Origin of the sequence: Tardiphaga alba (genome assembly GCF_018279705.1) — a bacterium.
GTDB classification, from domain to species: Bacteria; Pseudomonadota; Alphaproteobacteria; order Rhizobiales; family Xanthobacteraceae; genus Tardiphaga; species Tardiphaga alba.
In genome coordinates this window covers 2,305,531-2,330,706 of record NZ_CP036498.1, presented here as the reverse complement: position 1 = coordinate 2,330,706, position 25,176 = coordinate 2,305,531, and the positions used below count along the sequence as shown (strand labels likewise).

22 protein-coding genes are annotated in these 25,176 nt (G+C 64.2%); 9 read left to right on the top strand and 13 right to left on the bottom strand.

What is annotated here, in order from left to right; genetic code table 11:
• Window positions 1-59: 59 nt before the first annotated feature.
• A complete protein-coding gene (locus RPMA_RS10860) occupies window positions 60-821 on the bottom strand; it encodes a glycosyltransferase family 2 protein (protein ID WP_211912816.1) in 762 nt (253 codons plus the stop codon).
• On the bottom strand, window positions 818-1,333 hold the full coding sequence (locus RPMA_RS10855) for a YcgN family cysteine cluster protein (RefSeq protein WP_211912815.1): 516 nt from the start codon (window positions 1,331-1,333) through the stop codon (window positions 818-820). Before RPMA_RS10855 ends, RPMA_RS10860 begins: the two co-directional genes overlap by 4 nt.
• Window positions 1,334-1,617: 284 nt before the next feature.
• On the opposite strand from RPMA_RS10855, the gene RPMA_RS10850 reads away from it, so the two are divergent.
• The 4 genes from RPMA_RS10850 (at window position 1,618) to RPMA_RS10835 (ending at window position 6,275) form a co-directional block, all read left to right on the top strand.
• Entirely contained in the window at window positions 1,618-3,888 is a 2,271-nt protein-coding gene (locus tag RPMA_RS10850; protein ID WP_211912814.1) for a transglycosylase domain-containing protein, read from the top strand.
• A gap of 24 nt (window positions 3,889-3,912) precedes the next feature.
• Complete coding sequence (locus RPMA_RS10845; protein WP_211912813.1) at window positions 3,913-4,491, top strand: DUF1214 domain-containing protein; 579 nt, start codon at window positions 3,913-3,915, stop codon at window positions 4,489-4,491.
• Window positions 4,488-5,066, top strand: a complete 579-nt coding sequence (locus tag RPMA_RS10840) for a DUF1254 domain-containing protein (RefSeq protein ID WP_211912812.1) — start codon at window positions 4,488-4,490, stop codon at window positions 5,064-5,066. Before RPMA_RS10845 ends, RPMA_RS10840 begins: the two co-directional genes overlap by 4 nt.
• A 225-nt stretch (window positions 5,067-5,291) precedes the next feature.
• Complete coding sequence (locus RPMA_RS10835; protein WP_211912811.1) at window positions 5,292-6,275, top strand: sterol desaturase family protein; 984 nt, start codon at window positions 5,292-5,294, stop codon at window positions 6,273-6,275.
• 28 nt (window positions 6,276-6,303) lie between these two features.
• Here RPMA_RS10835 and RPMA_RS10830 read toward each other — a convergent pair whose 3' ends face one another.
• The gene (locus RPMA_RS10830; protein WP_211912810.1) at window positions 6,304-7,083 is read right to left on the bottom strand and encodes a hypothetical protein; all 780 of its coding nucleotides are present in this window, start codon (window positions 7,081-7,083) and stop codon (window positions 6,304-6,306) included.
• A gap of 16 nt (window positions 7,084-7,099) precedes the next feature.
• Window positions 7,100-7,306, bottom strand: coding sequence for a hypothetical protein (locus tag RPMA_RS10825; RefSeq protein ID WP_211912809.1), 207 nt, complete (start codon window positions 7,304-7,306; stop codon window positions 7,100-7,102).
• A 197-nt stretch (window positions 7,307-7,503) separates the two neighbouring features.
• Between RPMA_RS10825 and RPMA_RS10820 the strand changes: the two genes are divergently transcribed.
• Window positions 7,504-8,487, top strand: a complete 984-nt coding sequence (locus tag RPMA_RS10820; protein ID WP_249225628.1) for a class I SAM-dependent methyltransferase — start codon at window positions 7,504-7,506, stop codon at window positions 8,485-8,487.
• A gap of 4 nt (window positions 8,488-8,491) precedes the next feature.
• On the opposite strand, the gene RPMA_RS10815 is transcribed toward RPMA_RS10820, so the two are convergent.
• The 3 genes from RPMA_RS10815 to RPMA_RS10805 form a co-directional block, all read right to left on the bottom strand.
• Window positions 8,492-10,774 (bottom strand): autotransporter domain-containing protein, encoded by a 2,283-nt coding sequence (locus RPMA_RS10815; protein WP_211912808.1) that lies wholly within the window; start codon window positions 10,772-10,774, stop codon window positions 8,492-8,494.
• 101 nt (window positions 10,775-10,875) lie between these two features.
• On the bottom strand, window positions 10,876-12,984 hold the full coding sequence (locus tag RPMA_RS10810; protein WP_211912807.1) for a beta strand repeat-containing protein: 2,109 nt from the start codon (window positions 12,982-12,984) through the stop codon (window positions 10,876-10,878).
• A 1,318-nt stretch (window positions 12,985-14,302) separates the two neighbouring features.
• Window positions 14,303-15,226 carry a hypothetical protein gene (locus RPMA_RS10805; protein WP_211912806.1) on the bottom strand — a complete coding sequence of 308 codons (924 nt, stop codon included), beginning with the start codon at window positions 15,224-15,226 and terminating at the stop codon, window positions 14,303-14,305.
• A gap of 375 nt (window positions 15,227-15,601) precedes the next feature.
• Here RPMA_RS10805 and RPMA_RS10800 point away from each other — a divergent pair, with 375 nt between their 5' ends.
• Complete coding sequence (locus RPMA_RS10800; RefSeq protein WP_211912805.1) at window positions 15,602-16,570, top strand: DUF2336 domain-containing protein; 969 nt, start codon at window positions 15,602-15,604, stop codon at window positions 16,568-16,570.
• On the opposite strand, the gene RPMA_RS10795 is transcribed toward RPMA_RS10800, so the two are convergent.
• Genes RPMA_RS10795 through RPMA_RS10785 form a run of 3 tightly spaced genes read right to left on the bottom strand, consistent with a single transcriptional unit; the run spans window position 16,567 to window position 19,492 of the window.
• Complete coding sequence (locus RPMA_RS10795) at window positions 16,567-16,914, bottom strand: DUF1491 family protein (protein ID WP_211912804.1); 348 nt, start codon at window positions 16,912-16,914, stop codon at window positions 16,567-16,569. The two genes, RPMA_RS10800 and RPMA_RS10795, sit on opposite strands and share 4 nt — an antisense overlap.
• Before the next feature lie 33 nt (window positions 16,915-16,947).
• On the bottom strand, window positions 16,948-17,673 hold the full coding sequence (locus RPMA_RS10790) for a peptidoglycan-binding domain-containing protein (RefSeq protein ID WP_249225627.1): 726 nt from the start codon (window positions 17,671-17,673) through the stop codon (window positions 16,948-16,950).
• Window positions 17,666-19,492, bottom strand: coding sequence for a PAS domain-containing sensor histidine kinase (locus tag RPMA_RS10785; protein ID WP_408056521.1), 1,827 nt, complete (start codon window positions 19,490-19,492; stop codon window positions 17,666-17,668). Before RPMA_RS10785 ends, RPMA_RS10790 begins: the two co-directional genes overlap by 8 nt.
• Before the next feature lie 428 nt (window positions 19,493-19,920).
• Here RPMA_RS10785 and RPMA_RS10780 point away from each other — a divergent pair, with 428 nt between their 5' ends.
• Together RPMA_RS10780 and RPMA_RS10775 are read left to right on the top strand one after the other, a co-directional pair.
• Window positions 19,921-20,319 carry a DUF5330 domain-containing protein gene (locus RPMA_RS10780; protein ID WP_211913605.1) on the top strand — a complete coding sequence of 133 codons (399 nt, stop codon included), beginning with the start codon at window positions 19,921-19,923 and terminating at the stop codon, window positions 20,317-20,319.
• Window positions 20,320-20,412: 93 nt separating this feature from the next.
• A complete protein-coding gene (locus RPMA_RS10775; RefSeq protein ID WP_211912803.1) occupies window positions 20,413-20,847 on the top strand; it encodes a SufE family protein in 435 nt (144 codons plus the stop codon).
• Here RPMA_RS10775 and RPMA_RS10770 read toward each other — a convergent pair.
• The 3 genes from RPMA_RS10770 to RPMA_RS10760 all read right to left on the bottom strand — a co-directional run bounded on the left by RPMA_RS10770 (window position 20,844) and on the right by RPMA_RS10760 (window position 23,110).
• A complete protein-coding gene (locus tag RPMA_RS10770) occupies window positions 20,844-21,440 on the bottom strand; it encodes a DUF6456 domain-containing protein (protein WP_211912802.1) in 597 nt (198 codons plus the stop codon). The genes RPMA_RS10775 and RPMA_RS10770 overlap by 4 nt on opposite strands.
• 182 nt (window positions 21,441-21,622) lie before the next feature.
• Entirely contained in the window at window positions 21,623-22,042 is a 420-nt protein-coding gene (locus RPMA_RS10765) for a MucR family transcriptional regulator (protein ID WP_211912801.1), read from the bottom strand.
• Window positions 22,043-22,192: 150 nt separating this feature from the next.
• Window positions 22,193-23,110, bottom strand: coding sequence for a hypothetical protein (locus RPMA_RS10760; protein WP_211912800.1), 918 nt, complete (start codon window positions 23,108-23,110; stop codon window positions 22,193-22,195).
• 369 nt (window positions 23,111-23,479) lie between these two features.
• Here RPMA_RS10760 and RPMA_RS10755 point away from each other — a divergent pair, with 369 nt between their 5' ends.
• A complete protein-coding gene (locus RPMA_RS10755; protein WP_211912799.1) occupies window positions 23,480-25,129 on the top strand; it encodes a glycosyltransferase family 39 protein in 1,650 nt (549 codons plus the stop codon).
• Window positions 25,130-25,176: the final 47 nt, after the last annotated feature.

Genomic DNA, 25,176 nt, shown 5'->3' with positions numbered 1-25,176 from the left:
GACAGTTGTTTCATTGCATGGGAGCGTCCCGCCGCGGGCAGTCGCTCGCGAAGGCGTGATCAGCGCGCGCGGCCGAGCTCGGATAGCCGGCGCCATTTCTCATAGACGTAGCGCCGATTGTAGTTGGCGACACCGAGACCCGCATGACCGTCGAGAAAACCGGCGCGGAACACGAAGGTTTTCAGGAACGCGGCACCGCCATGCAGCACCGCCTGCAGCTGCGAGCCGCGGCGACCGCGCGCGAACATCTGTTCTGCCCCGGCTGTCGCATAGCGCACAATCTTGTCTTCGGCGTCGTCCCAGGACGTGATGGAGTCGTGATCGATCTTGAACGGTGTCGGGCGCACCACGCCTTCGACAATCAGCCGCTCATGCACGAGATCGTCGGAGAAGCGCGCATGGCCGCGGCGAAACAGCCTGATGACGTAATCCGGCGACCAGCCGCTATGACGGATCACCGTCCCGCAGAAACGCGAGCGGCGGGACGTCCTGTAGGCCGCCGGCGGATCGGGATCGGCGATCGCAGCCTTCAGCGCCGCAAGATATTGCGGCTCGATCCATTCATCCGCATCGAGCGACAGCACCCATGCGCCCCGCGCCAGATCGAGCGCCCGCGCCTTTTGCGGCCCGAAGCCCGGCCAGTCCGGTGTCGCGACAACCTTCGCGCCAAGGGATTCCGCAATCGCCACCGTGCGGTCGGTGCTGCCGCTATCGACCACGATGATCTCGTCGGCGAAATCCACCGAGGCGAGACAGCGCCCGATCGACGCTTCCTCGTTCTTCGTGATCACAATGAGCGACAGCTTCGGCGCCGGGGTCATTCCACCGGTCGCTTCTTCAGCTTGGCCCGGCGAGGCAACTGCGCCGGCCACGAGACGATGTGATTCTCGAGTTCCTCATCGGGCACCGTCTCCTCGCTGGCCTCGACGCGGCCGCGGACCGAAACGCCGGCCTCATGCACGGTCTCGGAACTGCCGGAAATCAGCGGATGCCACCAATAGAGGTCACGCTTCTCAGCCGCGAGCTTGTAGCCGCAGCTCAGCGGCAGCCAGCTCAGCGAGCGGACATTCTCCGGCGTCAGGCGAACGCAATCGGGCACCTGGTCGGAGCGATTTGGATAGTCTTTGCAAGCACATAGATTGGCATCGAGTAGCTTGCAGGAGACGTGGGTGTAATAGATCCGCCCGGTATCTTCGTCTTCCAGCTTGTTCAGGCAGCAGCGCCCGCAGCCGTCGCACAGGCTCTCCCACTCGGCGTCGGACATGTCCTCCAAAGCCTTGGTTTTCCAGAACATTCCCTCCTGCTCGGAGCGACGTGGGGGGCGTGCGATCATACGATTTGAACAGGTCCAGTCTTGGGGGCGAAAACGCCTTCTAGGAGCACCCGAGGTGCTCCTGCAAGCAACATCGTAACACCGGCCGCGCAAAGGCGGGAAAAACCCGAGGCCACGTTAGCCCTGACGCGCAATTGTTCCGCGATACCATTGGTTTATCGCCCCTGCTCGGCTACAAGTCGGACGAGTCTCCCGCGCCGCCATACTGCCGCCGGGATGCCATATTGATTACCGTATGAGACGCCGGCTCACGCGCCAGCACTGACAAGAACCCAAGGGCCACCGTGCCGAAGATCGACCCGTCGAAGTGGATCACCAAATTCCGGCATTTCCTGCTGGACCTCGACGCGCGTATCGACTCCGGCCTGTTCTCCTCCGGCCGCGGCACCCGCGAATTGTGGGAACGCTATTCCACCTTCATGGATCGCTTCCATGTGGGCAGCTGGAAGCGCTGGCTATTCATCGAGCCGCTGTCCGAAGCCGCCACCCTCGGCCTAGGTGGCCTCGTCCTGATGCTCGCCCTCGCACAGCCGGCGTTCCGCGAAACCGCGGATGAAGACTGGCTGAAGAAGTCGGACCTCGCCGTCACCTTCCTCGACCGCTACGGCAATCCGATCGGCAGCCGCGGCATCAAGCACAATGACTCGATTCCGCTGGAAGACTTCCCGGACAATCTGATCAAGGCGACGCTCGCCACCGAGGACCGCCGCTTCTACGATCATTTCGGCATCGATATTGCCGGCACCGCGCGCGCGCTCGTCACCAATGCGCAGGCCGGCGGCGTGCGCCAGGGGGGCTCGTCGATCTCGCAGCAGCTTGCGAAAAACCTGTTCCTGACCAATGAGCGCACCATCGAGCGCAAGGTCAATGAAGCGTTCCTCGCCATCTGGCTCGAGACGCGCCTGACCAAGAACGAGATTCTGAAACTCTATCTGGACCGCGCCTATATGGGCGGCGGCACGTTCGGCGTCGACGGCGCCGCGCATTTCTACTTCAACAAGTCGGCGCGCGACGTGACGCTGGCGGAAGCCGCAATGCTGGCCGGCCTGTTCAAGGCGCCGACCAAATATGCGCCGCATATCAACCTGCCCGCCGCGCGTGCCCGCGCCAATCAGGTGCTCGACAATCTCGTCGATGCCGGCTTCATGACCGAAGGCCAGGTGTTCGGCGCCCGCCGCAATCCCGCCATCGCGGTGGATCGCCGCCAGGAAGTGTCGCCGAACTACTATCTCGACTGGGCATTCGACGAGATGCGCCGCCTCGTCAACACGTTCCCCAAATCCTATGTCGAGCGCGTCTTCGTCGTCCGTACTGCCATCGACATGAATGTGCAGCGCGCCGCGGAAACGACGGTCGAAAACCAGCTGCGCCAGTTCGGCCGCGACTATCACGCGACGCAGGCCGCCGCCGTGCTGGCCGATCTCGATGGCGGCATCCGCGCCATGGTGGGCGGCCGCGATTATGGCGCCAGCCAGTTCAACCGCGCGGTGGACGCGATGCGCCAGCCCGGCTCGTCGTTCAAGCCCTATGTCTATACGGCAGCGCTGCTGAACGGCTATACGCCGAAATCGGTGATCCTCGACGGCCCCGTTTGCATCGGCAATTGGTGCCCGCAGAATTACGGCCACTCCTATTCCGGCAATGTCACGCTGACGCAGGCGATCACGCGATCGATCAATGTGGTGCCGGTGAAAATCTCCATTGCGCTCGGCAAGGGCAGCCCGAAGGCCGGTCGCGCCAAGATCGTCGAAGTCGCGCGCAAGTTCGGCATCAAGGCGCCGCTGCTCGACACGCCGTCGCTGCCGATCGGCTCCACCGAAGTCTCGGTGGTCGAACACGCCACCGCTTATGTCACCTTCCCCAACAAGGGCCGTGCGGTGTCGCCGCATGCGGTGCTGGAAGTGCGCACCGGCGCCGGCGATCTGGTCTGGCGCTATGACCGCGACGGACCGAAGCCGACCCAGGCGATCCCCGCTTCCGTCGCTGCCGACATGGCCGAGATGATGAGCCATGTGGTGAGCGAAGGCACGGCACGCCGCGCAGCACTCGACGGCATTCCCACCGCCGGCAAGACCGGCACGACCAATGCGTATCGCGACGCCTGGTTCGCCGGCTACACCGGCAACTTCGCTGCCGCCGTCTGGTACGGGAATGACGACTATTCGCCGACTAACCGCATGACCGGCGGCTCGCTGCCCGCGCAGACCTGGCGCGATATCATGCTTGCCGCGCATCAGGGCATCGAGATCCGCGAATTGCCGGGCGTCGGCATGGGCACGCGCAATCCCGCCGCTGCAGCCGCTGCGGCGCTTGCCGCCAACGCGCAGGACAGCAAGCCCGGCCCGCCGCCCGTCCTCACGCGTCGTGGCGCCGACATCCTGCTGCGCGTCGAGAAGATGCTCGACGATGCCGGCAAGTCGGTCGGCCGCACCTCGTCGAACGAGAATGCGCCGAAGCCCGCGGCTTCCACGATGCTCGCCTTCCCGGAAAACTATGCGTCGGCCACGACTGACGCGCCCGCGAAGCCCGCTCCTGCCCCGACCCGCAAGAACTGATGTGCTGAACATGACGGTGGCGACGTGCGGCTGATCATTCTCGCGCTCCTGACGCTGGCGATTGCAGCCGGCGTTGGCCTCGGCCTGACCTGGACCACCGCCACGCGCGGCATCGATCTGGGCACGCTGACCATCGGCTCGTGGACCGCGCGCCCGCGCAGCGGCAGCAACGACATCGACCCCTATGCGCGCGCCAGCGTCGCCCGCTCCGGCGAATTGCCCATCGGCACCGGCGACGGCATCACCTTCACCGCGGCGACCGACGACAACAACAAGCCGCTCGACGGCCGCTGCGATGTGATCGTCAGCGGCGTCACGCCGCCGGCCCGCTTCTGGACGCTGACGCTCTACGACACCAAAGGTCGCCTCGTCGCCAATACGCTGGAGCGCTACGGCTTCACCAGCCAGGAAGTGGTGCGCAGCGCCGATGGCGCCTTCGAGGTGCGCATCGCTGCACGCTCGCGCGCCGGCAACTGGCTGCCGACCAGCGCCATCGATCGCTACGTGCTCGCCTTGCGGCTCTACGATACGCCGGTAGGGATCGCCACGCGCAGCCAGAAGGACGCGCCGATGCCCGCCATCGCGACGGTGGGCTGCCCATGATCCGGCTGCTGTTCGCTATTGTCGGTGGTGTGCTGCTCGGCGGCGTTGTGCATCTCGTCAGCGTGCTGGCGCTGCCGCGTATCGCCACCCAGGACGCCTATTCGCGTATTGCCGCCGTCTCCAAGGAAAACGCGGTGACGCCGTTGGCGCAGACCAATCCGTCGAATGCGCTGCTGCCATTCATGGACCCGGCCTTCGCCATGGCCGTGTGCCGCTACGATCTCTCCAAAGGCCCGATCAAGCTGACGGTGCCGGTGAGCCAGTCCTACACGTCGGTGTCGTTCTATACGCGCAGCGACGTCGCCTATTACGCCATCAACGACCGCTCCGCCGGCCGCCGCGTCATCGAGCTCGACCTGATGACCGAGGCGCAGCATGAAGCCTTGCCGGAAGAAGAAGACGTCACCGCCGCCGACCGCCTCATCATCGACTCGCCGACCGAGACCGGCCTGATCGTGCTCAAGGCCCTCGCCGCCGAGCCCGGCCTGATGACGCAGGCGCAAGCCTCACTCGCCGCATCGAACTGCCGCGTGCAGACCGATCCGCCAGCTGCGCCCATCAAGGGCAAGCGCTGATTTCGCAGCCCGGATGAAGCGAAGCGCAATCCGGGGACAGCAGAGATAGCGGAAACGCCAGTCCCTGGATTGCGCTTCGCTCCATCCAGGCTACCGATCGGCGCCCGTGACGTTTCCGCGCATGGAAAACATCTAAGCTCCGGCCTCGCCTAATCTGCCTGCCATCTGCCGCAGCGATGCTGCCGGTCGATCATCGACACGGCGAATCGACTGCGGCGGATATCCATGCATCATCAAGCGGCATCATACACATCCCCGGCATACCTGCTGTCTTTCCTATGGTGGCCGCTGCTGTATTTCGGCGCGCTGGCCGGCGCCTGGCTCGCTTTCGCCAGCGATCAGCCGATCCTGTGGTTCAACCTCGTCTATGTCACGCTGTTCTTGTCGATCATCCTGCTCGAACGCGTGATGCCGCATCGCGCCGAGTGGCTGGACCATGACGGCGAAACCCTCAACGATATCGGCCACACGCTGCTGACCAAAGGCGCTGCACAACTCGCCGTCGCCGCGACGTCTATCGTGCCGATGGCGGTGGCGACGCTCACCCGCACCGACGACCATGCCTCGCATCTATGGCCCAGCGACTGGCCGTTGATCGCACAGGTCGTGCTGGCCGTGGTGATTGCCGAATTCGGCCTCTACTGGTCGCACCGGATCGCGCATGAGAATCTGTTTCTGTGGCGCTTCCATGCGCTGCATCACAGCGTCATCAGGCTCTGGGTGGTGAATACCGGCCGCTTCCATGTGATCGATACGCTGATCAAGGTCGTCCTCAGCCAGGGCCCGCTCTACCTGCTCGACGCTCCGCTGCAGGTGTTCCTGTGGGTCGGTGCGGTGACAGCGATCACCGGCCTCCTCACCCATTGCAATGTGGAGACGCGCACAGCGCTGTTCGATCCCGTCTTCGCGACGCCGAAGCTACATCGCTGGCATCATTCGAAGACGCTCAAGGAAGGCAACAGCAATTACGGCGAGAACGTCATGATCTGGGACCATGTGTTCGGCACCTATCTCAATCCCGACAAGGCCTCGCCGGATCGCCTCGGCATCAGCGGCAAGGTGGCGCCGGATTTCATCGGGCAGATCATGCAACCCTTCTCCCGCAAAGGTGGCCGACAGATTCTCGGGCAACGCGTGGAGAGCGACGAAGGCAAAAGCGCGGATGAAAATGCAAGCGCACCGGCCGTAGGACGGATTAGCGAAGCGTAATCCGCCACGGAGTTTCAACGACAGAGTTTTATCCGCCGACGCGGAGCGCCTTGCCTGGGCGTGCCGGCACGATGGAGCCGGCGGCCACGGTGGTCTGCGCCGCGAGTTCGTTGATCAGCATGTCGGCACTGGCTGCAACACCGTCCGGTGCATGGATCACCAGCCGCTCCAGTGCCCATTTGTAGGATGACACGCGCCGCTGCAGACACTGCTCGACCCACTGCACGATGAGCGCATTCTCGTCCATGCGCGCGGTGGCGTCGAGACGTTCGCTGCGCTCTAGCCCGGACACCAGTTTCAGGCTCGCGCCGCGCTTGTGGTCGAGTTCGACCACGCGGCTGGCCGTGCCATAGAAGGATTCAAACCGAATGATGTCGTTGCGCACATCGTCCATCAGCACGGCATAGCGCGAGGAGTGCGAACGATGCGGCTCGTCGATCAGCAATTTGCCGTAAGCGCTGCGATCGAACACCACATTCTGACGCCACGGCGCTTCGATCGTCTTGTAGTCGCCGAACACGCTCTTCCATAGCGGCCGCGAATGCGGCGGCTCGATCAACGGATAGGCCTGATCGCGCATCTGGCGTTCAAGATCGGTGAGCTGGAACTGGGATGGCGCCTGCCCGACGCTGCCGGTGGCTTCCTTGCCGAGCCAGCGATGCATGTCGTCGGTGACGGCATTGTTGCGCGTGCGGCCGAGATCGCCGCCGGCACATCCGCCAAGCGTCGTGCCCAGCAATGTGACAACCGCAAGAAACGGCGTCAGTTGCCGAAGCCCTGTGCGGTTCGGTGTGCGCATCGATGGCATCAATCGGGTTCCGCGATCAGGAGCGCGCGCGGCGCTTGCGGCGACGGTTCGGTGCTGTGCCTTCTTCCGGGCCTTGATCGCCGCAGCTGTCATCGATGTGACGCTCGATGCGGATCACCGGAAGAATCAAAATCTGTGCAGATGTCTTGCGAAGCTGAGGAGCCATATCCGTGCCCAGCCGTCGCATTGCCGCTTCTGCCGGGAACTTGATGATGCTGCCCATTGTCTCCGCCTCTCGCATCGTCTCCGCACGAACGATGCCGCTGCATTAGGGGCCCTTATGGTTAACGAGTCCTTAACCGCACCCTGAAGACTTTAACGAGATGTCGCCGCATTCTTGTCTGAAACTACCTTCGGGGAACGGATTGGTGCGTCCCCGCATAGACTCAACCAACCGGACATGCAGGACGACAACGCACAATGAGCGCAACACTGCACAGCGTAGACGACCTCCCTCTCTCCACGAACTGGAAGGAGCGGATGCGATGTCCGCGTTGCGGCTCGCCGATTTCGGATATCCACGCCAAGCCGTCCTGCGTGAACTATAGCTGCGATTATTCAACAGCGGGCTTCCCGATGGTGGATGGCCAGCCGGTGCTGATCGATTTCGAGGCCAGCGTATTCGCGCGCGAGAGCTATCGCGAAGCGCATGGATCGGTGATGACGCGCGACGTGGCCGGCCGCTCGCTCGGCTCGCGCCTGCATCGCTTCACCTTCGGCGGCAATCCCGTCGCCGCCAGTAATTGCGAGAAGTTCGTCGCGCTGTTGAAGAAGGATTCGGCGCGACCGGTGGTGCTGGTGGTCGGTGGCGCGACTGTCGGCTCCGGCGCCGACAGTCTCTACAATGATCCCGACATCGAAGTGGTCGGCAGCGACGTGTTCTCCTCGGAGAACACCGCGCTGGTCGCCGATGCGCATCGCCTTCCCTTCCATGATGCGACCTTCGACGGCGTCTGGATTCAGGCCGTGCTCGAACATGTGCTGGAGCCCGCGACGGTGGCGGCGGAGATTCATCGCGTGCTGAAGCCCAAGGGGCTGGTCTATGCCGAGACGCCGTTCATGCAGCAGGTGCATGAGCGCGCCTATGATTTCTCGCGCTTCACCCGCAGCGGCCATCGCTGGCTGTTTCGCCACTTTGCCGAGGTCGAGGCCGGTGCCGTCACCGGCGCGGGCGTCGCCTTGCTGTGGTCGATCCGCTATTTCTCGCGCACGCTCGGCGCCGGCGACAAGATGTCCCGCATCGTGACGCTGCCGTTCTTCTGGCTGCGCTTTCTCGATCGCTTCGGCAAATCCCGCGCCCGCGCCGATGCGGCGGGCGGCGTCTATTTCATGGGTCGCCGCGCCGAACAGGCGATCCTCCCCAGCGAGATGCCGCTCTATTACGACGTCCAGGCGCGCGCGTGATTCATCACCACGCGTAGCGCACCACGCCCTTCCCCGCATAGCTCTGCGTGACGTCGGAGAATTCGCCGTCGAATGTCGCGGATAGCGAGATGCCATTGCTGAAGGCAATCTCCGCCGAAGCCGATGTCAGTGCGGTGTTCGCCGCCTGCTGCGCACCGTTCACGACGAAACTCGCCCCCGGCAATGACTGGAATGCCGCGGCCACGCTGCGATCACGGTTGAAGTCATGCGCCCAGGCGGCGCGTCCGCGCAGCGTGAGGATCGCATCCTGCATCGCGAACGACTTGTCGCCGCGCAGGCCGAGCTCGGTGCGCGTGCTGATGGCCGTCTTCGCCGCATAGTCAAGCGTAAACAGCGATGCGCCGGCTGCCTGCTCCGCATAGGCGGGCAAATCGAGCGCCGTCACCTGCGCCGCAGCGAATGGCGTAAGACCAAATCCGCCGATCCACGGCATCACGAGACGGTTGCCGAGTTCGACACGGCCCGAATAGGCATGCGCAGTGAATTGCGCGTGCAGGCGATCTGAACCTGCGGCCGTCATGATGCGATCGGTCGAGATGTTCTGCCAGCCATAGGCTGCCGCTGCGGTGACATAGGCCGAACCGACATGATGGCGCAGGAAGGCGCCGGCCTGGAACAGGTCCGTGCTGCCCGAGCCGCCATTGGCCACCGAGAAACTGGTGCCGCCGCCGGCCATCGACAAGCCCGCGATGGTGTTGGGCGCGATACGATAGTCAGCACCGACTACAGAGCCGGCAATGCGCGAGGTGGTGGTGTTAGATCCGGTCAGCGCATGGCCATCCGTCGATCGCGTGCCGCCAACGCCCGCGGCCCAGACATTCCAGTATCCTTCGAAGGCCGGCACCACAGGCGCCGCCTTCGTTGCCATCGCAAGCGCATCGCGGATATCGCGGCCGCGCGGCGCATAGGCCATCGCGTCGTCTTCCGCGAAGGCCGCAGCCCCCTGCCCGGCCATATTGCGGCCTGCGGTGAACGGATCGGTCATGACGCCCATGAACTGGCTCATGGCGTCGAAGGTCGTCTGCTGCGCGCCCGTCGCGGTTTCGCCGGAGACCTGCGTCAGCCCCATCGGCGTCAGCGCGCCGAAGGCAAGCGGAATGCCGCCGGTCGCGTCGTAATATCCGACCAGCGCATTGGCGACATGGCGCTGGTTGCCCGACAGTCCGCCGCCGAATGTCGGCGGATCGTAGTTGAGCGCGAGATACAGATAGACATTGTTGCCATCATAACCGAGCGTCGAATTGAAACTGCTCGGCAGATCGGTGTTCACCTGCGCACCGAATTTGCCATCGATACCGCCGGCCGCATTGAGGATGGTGTAGGTCTTCGCGATATAGCTGCCGGGCGCAAAATGCGCGTTCACGGTGGCGTTGCCGAGCTTGGCGATATCCGTCACATTGACGCGATCCGCATTGGTCGGTGACACTTCGACCATGTAATGCGACGCCGCATCGAGGGTGAGGCTGCCCTGCACCGTCAGCGTGCCGATGGAGTTGCCCGGCGCCAGCGTGCCGCCATTGATGGTCAGATTGCCGACCGTGCCGTTGCCGCCGATCTCGCCGCCGGTGTTCACCGTCAGCGCCGATGTCAGCAACGTGGTGTTCACCGCGAGACGACCGCCGTTCACATTGGTCGCGCCTGTATAGTCGATGGAGCCGGAGAGCGTCGTCAGGCCCGCCGTGGTCGTCAGCGATGCCGCGCCGGACATATTTGCGATGATGCCGCCTTCCGAGAAAATGTCCCCCGCGAGCGCGCCGTTCTTCAGCGTACCGCCGGCAAGAACCAGTTTATCGACTGCCTGCAATGTCGCGCCGAGATCCAGTACCGCACCACTATTGACGGTGGTGAGGCTGCCCTGGCTGAGCGTATAATCATTGCCGACCCGCAGCGTGCCACCATTCAGGGTCGTGTCGCCGGTGAATGTGTTGGCGCCGCGCAGCATCGCGTCGCCGCTGTTTAAGGTGAACGATGCGATCCCCCCGATATCGATCATGATGCCGCCGGTGGACGTGATGGCGCCCGTGAGCGTGCCGTATTGCAGATAGCCGCCGGCAAGATTGACCTTGGCGATGTTCTGCGCGAAGCCGCCGAGATCCAGCGTGCCGTCGGCGGCCACCGTCGTCTCACTATCTGCGCTGAATGCATTCGCCGTGCCGATCAGCGTGCCGCTGGTGACGAGTGTAGCCCCCGTATAGATGTTGGTCCCGGACAGAGTCGTCGTGCCCGATGTCACCTCCAGCGACGCCGTGCCTGACAAGCCCGACACGGAGCCGCCTTCGGACGTGATCTCGCCTGTCAGCGCGCCATTGCTCAGCGTGCCACCGGTAAGAGTGACACGATTGATCGTCTGTGCGAGACCTCCGAGATTCAGCGTCCCCCAGCTTCGACTGTCGTCGCGCTTGCAGCGCTGAACGCATTGGCGGATGTCGCCGTGAGCGTTCCACTCTTGACGACGGTCGCGCCGGTATAGGCGTTGCTGCCCGACAATGTTGTCAAGGCGTCGGCGAGCGGGCTGCTTGCAACCGTCAGCGACGCCGTGCCCGAAATGTCTGATATCGTCCCGTTCAATGACGAGATGGCGCCCGCCAGCGATCCGCTCTTCAGCGTTCCATTGGACAAGCTGATCTCGTTGATCGTCTGCGCAAATCCGCCGAGATCCACGACTCCCGACGTCACGACGATCTGACTAGCCGCGCTGAATGCTTGATCATTGCTCGCCGTCAGCGTTCCGCCAGACACAGTGGTGTAACCGGTAAAGGCATTGGCGCCCGACAGTGTGGTCGTACCGGATGACGTCGCCAGCGACGCTGTGCCGGACAGATTTGAAATCGTTCCGCCCGACGATGAGATATCGCCGGTCAGTACGCCATTCGTCAACGTGCCGCCGGACAGCGTGATGCTGTTGATCGCCTGCGCAAAACCGCCGAGATCGATCGTGGCGCCGGTGCCCGCCGTGAGCGCGGTCGCGGCGTTGAACGCGTTGATCGAGCCGCCCGCCAGCGTCGCGCCGCTACCGATCGTAATCGCACCCGTGAAAGTGTTGTTCCCTGTCAGGGTCGTCGTGCCGCCGGTCAAATCAAGCGACGCGGTACCGGCGAGATCGAAGACCGAGCCGCCCGATGACGAGATCGCGCCGGTCAGCGTGCCATTGCCCAGCGCGCCACCGGCGAGCGTGACGGAATTGATCGTCTGCACGAAGCCGCCGAGATCGAGCGTGCCGCCGGTTGCGACTGTGGTCAGGCTGCCCTGGCTGAATGTGTTGACAGCGCCGGCCTGTAGCGTGCCGCCTTCGATCCGTGTCTCACCGCTATAGCTGTTGGCGCCAGTCAGAATGAGCGTGCCGAAATCCGTTTTCTGCAGGCCGCCTGATCCGATCAGCGCAGATCCCATGATTGCAGTGGTGCTCGCGCTTGCAGTGGTGCCGTCACCGACGCGGATGGTCGTCAACGGATCACCCAGTTCGATCGCATCACCGATGACCTCATAGCCACTGGTAACGAATTGCATGCCGGCGCTGACAATCTGTCCGGCGGAATTGTCCACCGTGACCGTGCCTGGATTGCCTTCGAAGACGGCGAAGCCGGGCGACGGATTCATATTTCCATTGAATGTACCCGACGCATCGCTCCAGTTACCTCCATTCAGGCTCCACGTCCCGCTGCCGCCATTAACCGTGCCGCTGCCCGGCCCCGCCGACGCTGGCCCGTTCCAGAACTGCAGATCGAGGCCCGATGCATTGACGAGATTGACCTGGCCGCCACCGGTGCGCAGCGTCAGCGCATTCGCGTCCGTCCCTGAGGGCAAGTTGCCGATCGTGAGGCCGTTATTGACCAGCGTGCCGTAGTTGAACATGCGATACACGCCGACGCCGAATGCACCGGTGTTGGTGATGTTGAGCGTGCCATCGAGCGTGAGCGTGCCGGTGACATCGAACAGCGCGCCGCTCGCGGGCGTTGCCCCGAAATCTATATCGATGGCCGAGCCCGATGACAGGGTCAGCGCGCCCATGGTCAGTGTCGCGCCTGCGCTGCCGGTCAGCGCGCCGCCACTGGCGATCGAAACCGACTGGGTGATCGTGCCGCTGCCTTGCAATGCGCCGCCGGAATTGACGGTGACGGCGCTGCTGCCGAGCGTGCCGGTCACGGCAAGGACACCGCCATTCACCGTCGTCGCGCCGGTATAGGCGTTGGCGCCGGAAATCGTCGTCGTGCCGCTGCTGAGTGTCAGCGACGTCGTGCCTGCGAGATCGGACACAGCCCCGCCTTTGGACGCAATCGTGCCCGTGAGCGTGCCGTTCTTCAGCATGCCGCCGTCCAGCGTCACGCTGTCGATGACCTGCGCGTAGCTACCGAGGTCGATCGTGCCGCCGGTGCTGACCGTGGTCGCGCTTGTTTTACTGAACGCATTATCCCTGTCGGCCGTGAGCGTTCCGCCTGCGACAGTCGTCGCTCCGCTATAGCTGTTGTTTCTGAGCACCGTCGTGCCGGACAAGGTCTTGAGCGACGCTGTACCGGAAATATCCCATACTCTGCCGCCAGTTGACTCGGTCGCACCGGTGAGCACGCCCCTCCACAACAGTCCCCAGCCAGATTGATCTTGTTGATCGTCTGCTTGGTATCGCCGAAATCGAGATATGCCCCATCGTGGATCGTGGTCTCGCTATCCGCGCTCAGCACATTGTCCTGGGACAAGAATATTGCACCACTGTTTTGGAGCACCGTCGCGCCCGTATAGGTGTTGCTCCCATGGAAGGATGTGGTGCCCCCTCCCTCCACGGTCAGCGTCGCATCGCCGGACAGGTTCGTAATGTCCGCGCCTTTCGCGAGAATCGCGCCGCTCAGCGATCCATCCTTCAGAGAGGAAAATTGCTCCAGAACGACGCTGTCGATCTTCTGCGCGAAACCGCCGAGATCGAGCGTCGCACTGTCGCCCACCGTGATCTCGCTGGCGGCGCTAAATGCATTGGCAGAGGTCGCACGCAATGTAGTGCGCCAATCAAGAACGGACGTTACGCCTGTATAGGTGTTCGTTCCGCTGATCGTCGTTATGCTGCCGTTGCCGACGACATTCAGTGCGGCTGTGCCCCGGAGGTCGGAGATCGCCGCGTTATTCGACGTGATGGTGCCGCTGAGCGTGCCGTTGGTCAGCGTGCCATCGGTCAGGGTCAGGCCCGTCGTCGATTGTGACGTGCCGTTGAGATCGAGCGTGCCACCGGACACGCTCCATGCGATGGCATTCGTCGGGGACGATGTGCCGCTCAGCGTCAAGGTGCCGCTGCCCTCCTTGCTCAGCGTGGAGATGCCGTTGAATTGGGTGCCGGTGCCGTTCATCTGCGACATGTCGAATGAGCTCGCGACCGAACCGCCGAGCGCCAGCGTCGTCGCGCCGGCGCCCTGCACATTGCCGTCGATCGTGTAGCCGGACAGCAGTTCGAGCCGATTGTTCGTGCCGGAGAAGGTGATGGCATTGGCGCGCACGCCAGCGGCGGACAGGCCGCCGGCAACGGTGCCGGCGAGCGTGATCGTCGCGTTGCTGGCCGTGATGCCGGCACCGCCGAGACCGGCTGCACCGGCCGACTCGCCCCCGGCACCTGCGCCGCCGAGGCCACCTGCGCCGCCGAGGACCGACATCGATGCGCCGACGACCAGCGCTGCCCCGGCGTCGAGATGGACGCCCACGCCCCCTGCACCGCCGGCGCCACCGCGGCCACTTCTCCCCGCAATGCCGCCATAGGCGCCTGCCCCGCCAACGCCTCCGGCCCCGCCGCGCACGAACGCGCCTGCGGTGTCCAGCGTCAGGCTGCCCCGGAGATGATAGCCCCCGTCGCCCCCGCTCCGCCCGCCCCGCCCCAACCTGCGGAGTTGCCGTCGACCGCTCCTCCTGCGCCACCAACACCGCCAGCACCGCCAATGATGCTGGACTGCAGAAGCGCCGCAGTGCCCGTCGCCGTCAGGCCCGCGCCACCCGCGCCTCCTGCGCCGCCGGTCCCCGCCGACCAGTTCAGTGCACGCCCGCCGACACCACCGGCGCCACCAGCGCCGCCGATCACAGCGGCGCGCAGGGTCAGCGATGCATCCGATACCCCGATGCCGAATGCGCCGGAGCCACCATCGCCACCATAACCGGCCGAAGCATTTCCACTCGATTGCCCGCCGGCTCCGCCCGCGCCGCCGCCGCCGCCCGTGACCGTCGCATCGACTTCATAAGCCTGGCCGCTGCCGCCAAGAACGGCACCGGCTCCGCCACCACCGCCTCCGCCGCCGCCGCCACCGCCACGCCCGAAATCGTCTCCAGCGCCGCCCGCACCTCCAAGACCACCGGTGAGCGGCGACGCGATGAGCCCGCCTGTCGTCATCGATTGCGCAACGCCGCCACCGCCGCCGCCGCCGCCGCCGCCGAGGCCACCGCCTTCGTCCGCCCCCGCACCGCCATCGGCGGTCCCCGTTTGCCCTGCGTTCTCAAAACTGGCGCCGCCGCCACCGCCACTTCCCGCACCGGAAGCCGTGACCCCACCACCCCCTGCGCTACCAACGTTATACGGGCGGCCTCCGGCCCCGCCCGCACCGGTGGCGCCGCAGCCGATGCCTCCGGTTTTTCCGGTGGCATCAAAACCGTCCGGACACGCCGCCATCGCCGGCTGCCAGCCGAGCACCACCGCCGTCAGCGCCGTGCCGGCAAGCAGCGCGCGCTTCAGCAGTCGCGACGTGGGAATGATCATTCGTTGAACGGGACGCGACATCGGCAATGACACAGTCTGACGCAGGCGGGACATTCGCGACCGCGGCCCCCTGCGCATCGAGGCCAAACACCTCCCGTTGCAGAACAGAATCGAACGGGAGACACGCTGAGGGCGATATTGCCATACCAAGTTACCTATTTATTTCGATGTGATGTGAAATGTCACGCATTCGAGATTTCTTTAACGGTGTGTCCGCACCGCTACGTTTTCATTTCGTAGATTGCACAGAACCGCGCGAGCGCTGCGCATTCGCATCGCCCGCGACATCCGTTGCTGCCGCCGGCCCATGGTTAAACGGATATTAATTCGTCGGTCGTAATTTGAGGCAAAGCAGCCTCTGTCAGCGTACCGATCATGACCTCTCCTCCGATGTTTCCGGGCTTCGATGGCCTGATGACATTATCGCGCCGTGAAGGCGTCGATATCCGTCCGACATTGCTGCGCGTGCTGACCGATCTCTATGTGCAGTCGCCCACCCATTCCGCCGACGAAGAGAAACAGTTCGTCGAACTGACCTCGCGTCTGATCGAGCAGGTCGATGACGCCACCCGCGCCGCCGTGCGTGGCCGGCTGTCGATCTATCCGAACACGCCGCGCGTGATCCTCGACCAGCTCGCATTGCGCCCGAACACCTCGGACAAGCCGTTGCCGCTGGCGCCTGCCATCGCGCCGGAAGCGCCGGCCGCGCCGACATTGCAGCAGCCCGCACCGCCGCCGTCGCGCATCGTCAACCGCACGATGCAGCCGCAGGACGCCGCGGAAATCAGCAACCTGTTCTTCGCCGCCAATGCCGCCGAACGCGCGAAAATGCTGCACAATCTCGCCGACACGCCGCTGCAGCCCTCGGCCCGCATTCCGCAGTCGCGTGCTGCGCGTGCCATGCACATTCTCGAAATGGCGGCCTTCGCCGAAGATCGCGAAAACTTCGCGCGCGAGATCAGCGAAGCCCTGATGCTGCCCATCGCGATCGCCGATCAGGTGGTGAACGATCCCGGCGGCGAGGCGCTTGCCTGCTGCGCCAAGGCGCTTGGCATGTCGAGCGCGATCTTTCAGCGCGTGCTGCTGTTCCTCAATCCGGAATTCGGCGCGTCGGTGAACAATGTCTATCGGCTGTCGCGCATGTATGACGTGCTGACCGAGCGCGCGGCACTGATCATGGTGGCCGCCTGGCGCGGCGCACATCTCGCAGCCACGCGTGCGAAATTCCGCCCGACTCTGTATGACGACGAGCGCCAGCGCGCCCGCCCCGCCATGCCGTCGTCGCGCCCGAGCGTGCAGCCCGGCATCGACATCACACGCATCCGCAATACGTCGGGAAGCTAGGCCTTCACCAGATCCAGAAAGTGCCGGCCGGCTCTGTCCTCGATCTCGACGATCCAGAGATCGGGATCGAAGTTGATCTCTTTCTGCAGCCGCTCCTCGACCTTCTGCTCTTCCACCGGCTGCGGCGGCGATGGCGCGAACACGCGATCGCTCGGACGGCTGTCGTCATAGGCGGATTGCGGTGCCGGCGTGAACAGCATGGCGGTGCCGTCGAGCAGCGCCAGCTTGATGAACACCGCTCCCGCCTCCTCCGCACCACGACGACGTACCGCACCGAACACGCCTTCGGTCTGGCAGCGGCGCAGATAGGCGGCCACCCATATGGATGATTTCAAACGGCTCATGATGGAAACGATAGGCCAGCCGGTCGGCCGGCGCTAGTCGATCGCGCGGCCGGTGACGGCGGCGAGCTCGCGCACCATGCGATCGGACATCTGCCCGGTCACCGGCAGCTTGCGTTCGCGTTCGAAGCGCTGGATCGCGGCCGCGGTATCGGAGCCGACATTGCCGGTGGGCTTCAACTGACCATAGCCGAATTCGGTGAGCGCGCGCTGCACGGCGGCAACGCGGCGGGTATTGGTGATGAGATCGCCGAGCGGATCGACCTTGCCGGCATGCGGGATCGCTGCCGGCGGCCGCGCCACCGAGGCCGTAGTCGGCGCAGGCGCAGCCGTCGCCTTGACGAGATTGCCCATCGGATCGCCACTGCGCTGCTCGGCAGGTTTCGCCACCACCGATGGCTTGGCTTCGCTGGCTGCATTCACAGGCCGGGAATCCAGCATGCGCGTGTCGAGCCTGGTATCCATCGAGGTCAGCGTCGCATCGCTCGGGCGCGGCTTCGGCAGCGGATTCATTGTCGGTGTCGGCGCCGGAAACGCCACCACCGTGCTGCTGCCGAACATCGGCGACGGATGATGGCCTTTCTGCAGGAAGATCGCATTGGCAATGATCGCACTCACCGCGGAGAATGCGATCAGCCCTGCCACCATGTCCTTCGGGCTGTGCAGCAACATGCGCATGAACAGCCCGCGCTCGGCCGGCTCATCGACGACGACAGCACGGGCGCGCTTGGACTTGGCGGATTTGGAACTTGCTTTAGGCACTCTTCTTCACCTGATCGAGGGTCTCGGGCGGCGCGCTACGCGGCGCGGGCGTCAATGTCGTGATGTTGCTCGGTGCGGCCACCGGCGGCGCATAGTCGAGCGGCAGTGCGATGGTGACCGTGGTCCCCTCGCCGACGCGGCTCTGCACCTGCATCTCGCCGCCATGCAGCCCGACCAAACTCTTGACGATCGAGAGGCCGAGGCCGGTGCCTTCGTGGCGGCGCTGATGATAGGTCTGGCCGGCCTGGAAGAACGGATCGCCGATCCGCGCGAGATCGTCGGCCGCGATGCCGACACCAGTGTCACGCACGCGCACGATCAGACGCGCCGCTTCGACGCCGGCGGTGACGGTGACGCTGCCGCCGCGCTCGGTGAACTTGATGGCGTTGGAGACGAGATTGAGCAGGATCTGACGGAACGCGCGCGGATCGCCGTTCACTTCGGGCAGGTCCTTCGGCGCATCGGTGATCAGGTCGACGCCGTTGTCGCTCGCCTTCAGCGCCAGCAGATTGCAGCAATTGATCAGCACCGAGCGCGGTGCGAACGGCTCGGGCGCCAGTTCGAAACTGCCGGACTCGATCTTCGACATATCGAGGATGCCATTCACCACCGACAACAGATGCAGGCCGGAATCATTGATCAGCCGCGCATATTCCTGGCGCTTGGCAGCGTCCAGCATCAGCACGTCTTCCTGCGCCATCATGTCTGAGAAGCCGATAATGGCATTCAGCGGCGTGCGCAGTTCATGGCTCATGGTGGCCAAGAATCTTGTCTTCGAAGCATCGGCGCGCTCGGCGACGATCCGCGCTTCTTCCAGCGCATCCTGCTGCAGCTTGCGATCGGTGACGTCACGCAGCACGGCCACCACTTCGGTCTCGGCATTGGCCGGCACGGTGCGATCGTCGGCCGCCTCGAGCGGCTGGCATCGCATCTCGACCCAGATGAAATCGGCAGCGGCACGCTCGTTGCGCGCGCCGTCGCGGCGCAGCCGGAATTCGACGCTGCGCGCCTCACCGCCCCGCGCCGCATCGGACAATGCGGTGAGATAGGCCGGACGATCGGCAACATGGACGCGATCGAACAGGCCATGGCCGAGCAGACGCTGCGGCTGCACGCCCACCAGCGCTTCGGCGGCCGGCGAGATGAACTGCACGGTGCCGTTCGGACGGTGACGCGAGATCACGTCGCTCATGTGCCGGGCCAGCAGGCGATAGCGGTTTTCCTCGACATTGAGCAGCGACACACTGGTGCGGCCGAGCGATTCCGCGCCGAAGGCGAGACCGGCTGCATAAAGCGTGGCGGATGCGATGCCGAAGGTCATGAAGATGGCATGGCTGGCGACAGCCGCTTCGGAGGCCGGCAGCCAGGCGAGCCCGGTCAGCGCCGCCAGTAGACCGACGCAGGCGAGCGCCAGCATGGAGGCGAATGCGACGACGCGGCGCGACGCCGACAACGCGGCCTCGATGGGAACCACCACGAGCCAGATCGCGGCGAAGGACGCGATACCGCCGGTGGAGATGGCCACCATCATCACGAGGCTTGCGAGCGCGACCGACGACATCAGCTGCGCGTTTTCGTAGCGGCCGGTCCGCGACAGGAAATAGGACAACAGGATCGGCGCGATCAGCCACGCAAATGCCGCGACCTCGATGGCCGTCGGCGCGCCGCGCATCGCCAGATAGACGGGAAACGCCGCGAAGGCTGCGAGACTACCGATCAGACGCGGTGCCATGAAGGCGCGGTGCCGCGCACTGGTCAACGCATCATAGCGCGCTGAAGGGTGCAGCATCGCATCAAGACAGTCGCGAATGATGTTCAATACTGGCACTCGTTTCGCTTCGACATACTCGTCGTGACAGACGCGTCGAAACGCCTCCTTTGTTGTTGCGCCAACCTGTCAGAGCGACATTAAACGAACACTAAAGCGATCGCGGGCCGGACCGTGCCTAACGCGCAAATGCTGATTTGAACGGTGTTTTCGCATTTTTCTTCGAGCATGATGGTGAACGGAAACTTTCACCGGCGCGCATATGGTTTCGAAAGTATGGACACGGCTTCGAAAGCCCCGCGATCCACATGCATCGGCGTCATCGGCCGCGCATCAATGGAAAATTTACGCCATCTGCAATCGCGTCAATTTTCGTCGAATTAATCGCTTCGCAAATACTTCAAGTTTATCGACGCTGCCTAGCTTCGGTATTGACTGCGATCGATCGCACGCGTTCGAAAGAGACCAACGGGGTTTTCATGTTCTTCCTGCTGCGCATGGCATTCTGGATCGGGCTGGTGCTCGTGCTGCTGCCGCGGGATCACACGCCCGAGGCCGACAAGGCGGCGCCACAGGTCGGCGCTTCCGACGCGATCTCTGCTGCGACCGCTGCCGCATCGGATATGAGCCAGTTCTGCAAGCGCCAGCCGCAGGCTTGCGAGGTCGGCGGCAATGCCGCGGCCTTTATCGGCGAACGCGCCAAGGAAGGCGCGCGCAAGGTCTATCAGATCATCACCGAGAAAAAGCCCGACACCACCGGCTCGATTGGCGGCGAAGGCAGCGAGCAAGGCGATGTCGCCATGGTGCAGCCGAATACGCTCACCCAGGACGATCTCGCGGTGGAATGGCATTCGCCCGACGCACCGCCCGCCCCGTAATGTCAGCCGGTTCCCGGCGACAAATGCCCGGAATACGGTCGCATTTGATGCTGTTCGTCCCTATATAGGGCCGATCATTGCATCAAGGTTTCCATGACCACGACCATCGACGACATCCGCGCCAATTTCGAGCTGCTCGAAGACTGGGACGACCGCTATCGCTATGTCATCGAGCTCGGCCGCACGCTTGCGCCGATGCCGGACGACGAGCATTCGGCCGCCAACAAGGTCAATGGCTGCGCCAGCCAGGTCTGGCTCTCGCGCAAGGTCGCGCAAAGCGACACCGGTGCGCCGGTGCTGAGCTATCTCGGCGACAGCGACGCCCATATCGTCCGCGGCCTGATCGCGATCCTGCTGTCGCTCTATTCCGATCGCACGCCGAAGGACATTCTGGCCACCGACGCCATCGCCGTATTCGACGAACTCGGTTTTCGCGACCACCTCACCCCGCAGCGCTCGAACGGGTTGCGCTCGATGGTCGAGCGCATCCGCAACGACGCCCGCGCGACGCTGGAAACCGCGGGCTAAACCTCGAACGCCGCATCCTCCGCGAGCCAGGTCCGCAGCTTCGCCGACCTGCCTTTGGCCTCGTCCGCAAGGCCGTAATGCCGCGCGAGCCGGTCGAGCCCGAGCTGCAGCACGACCTTGGCCGAGCGCGCCGGCCAGCTCCGTTCACGCTCGATATCCTCGAGGCCGCGCAGGAAGCAGCAGACATCCATCAGCAGCCCCGAGAATTCGGGACCGCAGGCATCGAGCGCCTGCCCGACCTTCTGCCGCGATGTGATCATGACATCGGTCATGTCGCCTGGACTGAGGCCGGAGCCCCGCGGCCGGCCTCCGGTCGGTGCGGACCAGTTGGCGGTAACGCGCGGGGCCATGTTGCCGCGGGTGAAATCGGCGCGCAGCTTCTCGCCGGCGATAAATTGCTGCGGCGAGATCATGCTGCGGCCATCGCGGCCCTTGCGCCGCGCCAGCCAGGCCAGCGGGCTCTCGCCATCATTGACCAGAACGCTGGCCACGCCCTCGTCGGTGAGCACATTGCGCGCTTGCAGCGACAGATGACGCGCGCGATGCGGATTGATCGGATCCGGTGTCTCTCGGCGGCTTCCTGCTGTTCTCATTTTGTTCTCCTTATAGGAGAATAAACACATGCCTCACCGGATTCCGCAAGCGCTATTTTTGACGATTTTCCTATTTGTGGATAGCGGCAGCCACGCCCGCAAGGACTGCGCTCGCCTTCACAGCGGTCAACTTTTCGTCCCGATTTGTTCCACATTCATTCCGGAAAGTGGAACCCAGGTATCTATTTGCCGCGGCGTTTGCGCTGCTGGCCGAGGCCCATCTTCTTGGCCAGCTGCGAGCGTGCCACCGCATAATTGGGCGCGACCATGGGATAGTCGGCCGGCAGGCCCCACTTCTCGCGATACTGCTCCGGGGTCATGCCATACTGGGTCCGCAAATGCCGCTTCAGCGACTTGAAGCGTTTGCCGTCTTCGAGACAAACCAGATATTCGGCGGTCATCGACTTCTTGACCGAGACCGCGGGCTTGGCCGGCTCGCTGGTTGTCACCGCCGGCGCCCCGTTCGACACCCGCACCAGCGCGCCATGCACCTGGTTGATCAAAGCCGGCAATTCCGCCGCCGGCATCGGATTGTTGGCCACATAGGCCGACACGATCGTTGCCGTCAGGTCGATGAAACTCTTGCCGGCGGTGTCGGTCATGCGTGCGATCTTTCGGGAATGGGAGCGGCGCTATACTTGGCGAGTATGATGCCGGCCCGGTTAGTCACGCAATATGACCGTATTGCGCTCCCGAACTATTTAAGCGGCAAGTTGAACGCACGCATGCATAGGGGATTGGCTGCAGCCTGATCAGTTGCGGTTGTCGAGATGCTCGCGCAGGTCGTCGATGGAGGCGAAGCGCATCAGCCCCTCCGGCATCTGCGCCTCGATCGAGCCGTCCGAATACAGCGAATAGGCCATGCCATCGACCACGCCGGATTTCAGCACGGTGACGCCTGCCGGCCGTTCCGGCGGTGCAGCCGCGGGCGGCTCGCGGTCAGGAATGTCGTTGAGATCCGGCAGATGATCGGCCTCGTGGGTCGTCGACGCACGCGCCGCCTGGCGGATCGCATCGGAGAAACGCGGACGATCCGGTTGCGGACGGTCGGTGCGCGGGCGATCGCTTTGCGGCCACGCATTATCGAAATTGCCGGGCTCGCGCGCCCGCGTCTCGTCCGCCGCCGGCGTCGGCTCGGGCGCATCGAGATCGAGCTGCAGGGCCTGCGCCACCGCGGCCTCGGACTGCTCCTTCGCACGCTCGCGTCGGGTGGAAGAGAACATCAGATTGCGGCGCTTCGGCTCCTCGGACGCGCCACTGGCGGCAGCGGCCAGGCGTTCCCGGTCGCGCAGCACGTCGTCCTGCCAGGGCGGTGCGCCACTGTCGGGCGCTGCGGGGCGCGGAACTGGAGGAACCTCCCGATCGAAGAGCGGGTTCGGCCGCGGCGCGGGCTCCTCGTCCTCCTCGGCGTCATCGACGGGCGGCGTCAGGTTGAGTTCGCGGCGCGGCATCCGCGGCATCGCCTCGACCGAACCGGGCAGCGGAACCAGTTTCTTGATTTCGCGGACGACGATCCCGAGGCTGATCATGATCAGGCCGGTGCACACCCCGACCGACCCGGTCAGGATCAGCGTATTGCCAAACCCGAATTCCTTGACCGGAATACCAAAACCCACCGCGGCAAGGCCTGCCAGGATAACCCCGATCCCGGCAATCAGCAGCACTGTCATCGTCGTCAAACTCCTGGACGAACTCTTGGACGGACACCCCGCGAGTCTCGTCACGCCACCAAGATAGCGTCATATGACGCACTTCACCAAACGGCAATTTAGCGTTCATAGCTTGGGGAAATCTCAACGGCGGTAGAGGCTTCCGACCATCTGCTTGGCTGGCTTGACGGCCCGATCCCGCGCCCGGCTGCCCCGCCGAATGGCTTTCCCACAAAGCTTTTGTGCTGGCGCGTTGTTGCCTTGCGTTAAGACAACTTCAGCCACAATTCTCAATTACTTCAAAAGAGAAGTGCGCTATATCGATGCCGGGGAACGAGGCTCAGAAGGCGCTACGCTGAGCCATTGTAGGGCACCGGGTTATCTATAGCCATGTCATCGATTACGACTGCGGACATCGACACGCCTGCGCGGCGCTCGGTGGACCAAACATGTGACGACCTCGCCATCCTGGCGCTGGTTGTTGTCAGCATCGTTGCCGCTTTCACCTTCAGGGATTACGGACTCGGCTGGGACGACTACACCCACGCCGAATATGCCGACCTCTTGCTGAAGATGTATGGATCGGGCTTCCGCGATACCGGCGCCCTCTCCTTTGCCAATCTCTATATGTATGGCGGCGGTTTCGACATGGCCGCAGCGCTGCTGCACAAGGTCATCCCGCTCGAACTGTTCGAGACGCGTCGCCTGCTCGGCGCCATTGTCGGCGTGATCGGCATCGCCGTCACCTGGCGCGTCAGCCGCCGGATCGCCGGCCCGGTCGCCGGCCTCGTCACGCTGCTGCTGCTGGCGCTGTGCCCGACCTTCTACGGCCACATGTTCATGAACCCGAAGGATGCGCCCTTCGCCGTGGCCATGATCGTGCTGATGCTCGGCCTCGTCCGGCTCGTGCAGGAATATCCCAATCCGTCGCAGCGCACCGTGTTGATCCTCGGCATCGGTGCCGGCTGCTCGATCGGTTGCCGCATCCTGGCCGGCCTCACACTGATCTATGCGCTGATCGGCTTCGCGCCGCTGTTCCTCGAAGAGTGGCGCAACAACGGCCTGCGCGAAAGCATCCGCCGCCTGCTGCACGTCGTCTATCTGCTGCTGCCCGGCCTCGCCTTCGGCTATCTGATCATGGGCCTGATCTGGCCATGGTCGATCCTGGAGCCCGCCAATCCGCTGCGCGCACTGACCTACTTCTCCACCTTCTTCGAGAAGCCATGGAAGGAAATGTTCGACGGCGCCATGATCTCGGTGCCGGACATGCCGTGGTCCTATCTGCCGACGCTGTTCGCGCTGCAGCTGCCGGAAGTGCTCATCACGTTGCTGGCCGGCGGCATCGCGCTGACGATCTTTTCCGCCGCCCGCAAGGACGTGCCGGCGCGCCGCAAGACCATCCTGCTGATGCTGACGGCGGCTGCGATGCTGCCGCTGATCATCGCCATGGTGAAGCGCCCGGCGCTCTATAACGGCATCCGACATTTCATTTTCGTCATCCCGCCGATGACGGTGCTGGCCGGCGTCGCCTTCGCGTCGCTGATGGGCTGGCTGCGCGTCCATCATCGTGGCGCACAGGCCGCGGCCGTGGCTGCGCTGTCATTCGGCCTGATGCTGCCGATGGCCGAAATGATCCGGCTGCATCCCTATCAGTACACGCACTTCAATTATGTCGCCGGCACCGTGCGCCAGGCCGACGCGCTGTTCATGCTCGATTACTGGGGCCTCGCGCTGAAGCAGGCATCGGACGCGCTGAAGGAGCAGATCGACGAGCGGCAGGAACACGCCCCCGCCGGCCGCAAGTGGAAGGTCGCGGTGTGCGGTCCGCAGCGCCCGGCGCAGGTCGCGCTCGGTCCTGACTTCACCATCGGATGGGACAGCCACGCCGCCGACTTCGCGATGACCCTTGGCGAATTCTACTGCAAGGGCCTCACCGCCCCCGTGATCGCCGAAATCAAGCGCGACGACGTCGTGTTCGCTCGCGTCTACGACATTCGCGGCAGCAGCATTTCCAGCCTGCTGGCGATCCCCGCGCCGTAATGCGCCTGTGCGTTCGATGCCGTCCGCATCGAACGCCATCATTTCTC